4 protein-coding genes and 1 pseudogene are annotated in these 3,020 nt (G+C 45.7%); 4 read left to right on the top strand and 1 reads right to left on the bottom strand.

Annotated elements, in window-relative coordinates; all coding sequences use genetic code 11:
* Positions 1-85: 85 nt before the first annotated feature.
* Positions 86-574: a tetratricopeptide repeat protein gene (locus F6K46_RS38990; protein WP_293068649.1), complete on the bottom strand. Its 489-nt coding sequence runs from the start codon at positions 572-574 to the stop codon at positions 86-88.
* A 440-nt stretch (positions 575-1,014) separates the two neighbouring features.
* Between F6K46_RS38990 and F6K46_RS38995 the strand changes: the two genes are divergently transcribed.
* The 4 genes and pseudogenes from F6K46_RS38995 to F6K46_RS39010 form a co-directional block, all read left to right on the top strand.
* Positions 1,015-1,923, top strand: coding sequence for a transposase (locus tag F6K46_RS38995; protein WP_293068652.1), 909 nt, complete (start codon positions 1,015-1,017; stop codon positions 1,921-1,923).
* A 13-nt stretch (positions 1,924-1,936) separates the two neighbouring features.
* Positions 1,937-2,344: pseudogene (locus tag F6K46_RS39000) on the top strand (transposase); the annotation flags it as partial.
* 74 nt (positions 2,345-2,418) lie between these two features.
* The gene (locus F6K46_RS39005) at positions 2,419-2,820 is read left to right on the top strand and encodes an amidohydrolase family protein (protein WP_293068658.1); all 402 of its coding nucleotides are present in this window, start codon (positions 2,419-2,421) and stop codon (positions 2,818-2,820) included.
* Positions 2,817-3,020, top strand: a 204-nt coding sequence (locus F6K46_RS39010) for a hypothetical protein (RefSeq protein WP_293068660.1), incomplete at its 3' end; no start/stop codon positions are given. The genes F6K46_RS39005 and F6K46_RS39010, both read left to right, overlap by 4 nt.

Consider the following 3,020-nt stretch of genomic DNA (forward strand, 5'->3'; position numbering starts at 1 on the left):
CAGAACTGATTGGGGCAGCAGTTCCAGAGCTTCAAAGCTATTTGGGATAGCTGGCGGTTTGATTTCCATGGTTCTACACTACTACTCATCCTTCCCTTTTTGTCAACCCCATCACCTGAATGCTTACGGCAATTTTTTTAGGAATAATTGTCTGTACCAACTGCTGTTCAAATTCTGATGTGGCTTGAATTGAAAGTGCTTGCTTCCAGGCAGTAATCACCGCATCGTATCGTTTGAGTTCATGGTTTGCCTTGCCTTTCTCAAACCACGCTAAAAGGTAATTGGGCTTAATTTTAATCGCTTGATCATAGGAAGCGATCGCGGCTTCGTACTTGCCCAAGCTACTCAACGTATCCCCTCGCCAATACCAAGCTAAGAAAGAGTCTGGCTGAAGTTTTACAATCTGCGACCGTATCGTAATCTCTTCACTATACTTACCAATTCCTCGTAACTGACTGGCTTGTTGCCACAACTGATTGATCATTCTCCCTTGTGCAGCAACTTTCTCTGTCGAGGGGTTACGGCGGTCAAAATCCATCTGAGCAACGACAGTTTCAGCATTAGCACTAGCCATAGTTGTCGTGATCAAAGTAGCTAGGTATACTACTACTTGAAACGGGAAATTTTTCATCTTTGGTGCTGAAGGAGTATTCTAGTTGACTTAAAATTAGGGGTTACACTCATAATATTCCCAGCAATCCTGGCAAAAACACAGTTACAGGTATCACCATCGAAATGTTTTACCCCACCACCAAGCAAAGCGATCGCTACCAATCCTCGAAACAGTCCCTAGACTTTTTCGGGTAGTTTGTGCCTTCGTGGTTCAATAAAAATCTTCTTACCCTAACTACCAGACAATTATAAAAGTCCTCCAAAGCCGAAAACCCCGTGTCGTTAGACTGGGGATGAAGGCTCACAGCGGCTTGACGCGCCTTGAGAAAAATATCTTGGGAAGTTTCGGAATTTTGTGCTGGGTGTTGTAGGATCAATTAAGAGCGGGAGAGGTCGATACCGATGATCATTCTAGAGTTTAAATCATACGGCAAAAACCATCAATATTCTGCTATAGACGAGGCGATTAGGACGGTTCAATTTATCCGAAACAGTTGCTTGCGTTATTGGATGGACAACAAAGGTGTGAGCAAATACGATCTCAATAAATATAGTGCCGTTCTTGCTAAAAAATTTCCGTTTGCCAACGAGTTAAACTCTACTGCTCGTCAGTCTAGTGCTGAACGGGCATGGTCATCAATCGCTCGATTCTTTGATAACTGCAAAAAAAAGGTGCCTGGAAAGAAGGGGTTTCCCCGATTTCAGAAGCATTGTCGTTCGGTCGAATATAAACAGTCTGGGTGGAAATTATCACCTGACAAGAAGTCTATAGTATTTAGCGACAAAAAAGGAATCGGAAAGCTTAAACTCAAGGGCACCTGGGACTTGTGGAGATTGGACAAAAAGCAAATCAAGCGGGTTCGCATAGTTCGTCGGGCTGATGGGTATTATGTTCAGTTTTGTGTTCAGGTTGACATTAACGAGGAACTAGAACCCACTAGTAAGAACGTCGGACTAGATGTTGGGCTGAAAGATTTCTATACGGATTCCGATGGACTAACTGAACCGAACCCGAGATTTTATAGAACGGGAGAGAAACGGCTAAAGTTTCATCAACGTCGAGTATCCCGAAAAAAGAAAGGCAAGGCCGTAGGCCACGCTTCGCGAACAGCTAACCGTCGAAAAGCCATTAATAAATTAGGTAGGATACACCTTAGAATAAGTAGGCAACGTGTTGGCGTAGCCTGCGCGAAGCGCATAGAGCACGCCAAAAGACTGGTTAGAAGTTACCGCAAGAAGAGTGCAGCCTTTATAGTTGGTAGGCTATGCATCAAAGGTGACAGGTTTTGTTGTAAGGCTGCACTCTTCTAAGGTTTCGTCTCCGGCGCGCTGCGTAGTTAGGTCTAACGACTTGGTCGCTTACGAAGATCTGAGGGTTAAGAATTTGCTTAAAAACCATTGTCTTGCCAAGTCTATTAATGATGCAGGTTGGTATCAGTTTAGGAAATGGTTGGAGCATTTTGGCTCTAAGTTTGGAAGAGTGACTGTCGCGGTTAATCCTGCCTACACGAGCCAAAAATGTTCCGAGTGCGGCGAGGTTGTGAAAAAGTCTCTCTCAACTAGGACTCATGCCTGCAAGTGTGGTTGCCAGTTGGATAGAGACCACAATGCCGCAATCAATATCCTTAAACGAGCCTTAAGTATGGTGGGGCACACCGGAACTTGGGTCATTGACCCGAACGCTTGCGGAGAGGAGACCTCTATTTTTCCTGGTTCCGGCCTGGTTGAGTAAGTCACCTCGTTGTTCGCGTAGCGTGGCCTACGGCCAAGCAAGAATCCCCGCGTCTTTAGACCGGGGAGTGTCAAATGCGTTCGCTTTTGGAAGACCAACGCTTCCGTAATGCTCAGATTGTCCTGCTGCATGGCTCTTATCCCTATACCCAAGAAGCCGGTTATCTAGCAGCCGTCTATCCTCAGGTGTATTTAGATTTCGGGTTAGCGGTACCTTTTTTAAGTGTGGCTGGGATGCGTAGCGTGGTGCAGCAGTTATTGGAATTTGTCCCAACCAGTAAACTGATGTATTCTTCTGATGCTCACAATATCCCGGAATTATATTACTTGGGAGCCAAGTGGGCACGGATAGTATTGGCACAGGTTTTGGAAGGAGCGATTCAGGATGGGGATTTGACTGCTAAGGAGGCGGAGTCAGTTGCTATGGAGATTTTGTGTGATAATGCTCGTGTGCTTTATGGGGCTAATGGTTCTTGAGAAAACTCCAAAAGCCCATAGACACCCTAGCGCTTCGGTGCCGGGTAGGACAGGAAGAGGAAAAGCATTATTGGGTAAGCATTCAGCTATCAGTCGTCAGCCGTCAGCTTAAAACAAGCTATTCGGCTGACGATCTCAACGGACTCAAAGCCAAAGACTATGAATTCCTGGCTCGGGCACCTCAAGTAGCGTGGCCGTTC

The organism is Moorena sp. SIO3E8, assembly GCF_010692445.1.
Lineage (GTDB): Bacteria > Cyanobacteriota > Cyanobacteriia > Cyanobacteriales > Coleofasciculaceae > Moorena > Moorena bouillonii.

What these genes read in the sequence shown, in the direction of transcription:
- F6K46_RS38990 (WP_293068649.1), bottom strand. Translation starts at nt 574, where the DNA reads ATGGCTAGTGCTAATGCTGAAACTGTCGTTGCTCAGATGGATTTTGAC.
- F6K46_RS38995 (WP_293068652.1), top strand. Translation starts at nt 1,015, where the DNA reads ATGATCATTCTAGAGTTTAAATCATACGGCAAAAACCATCAATATTCT.
- F6K46_RS39005 (WP_293068658.1), top strand. Translation starts at nt 2,419, where the DNA reads ATGCGTTCGCTTTTGGAAGACCAACGCTTCCGTAATGCTCAGATTGTC.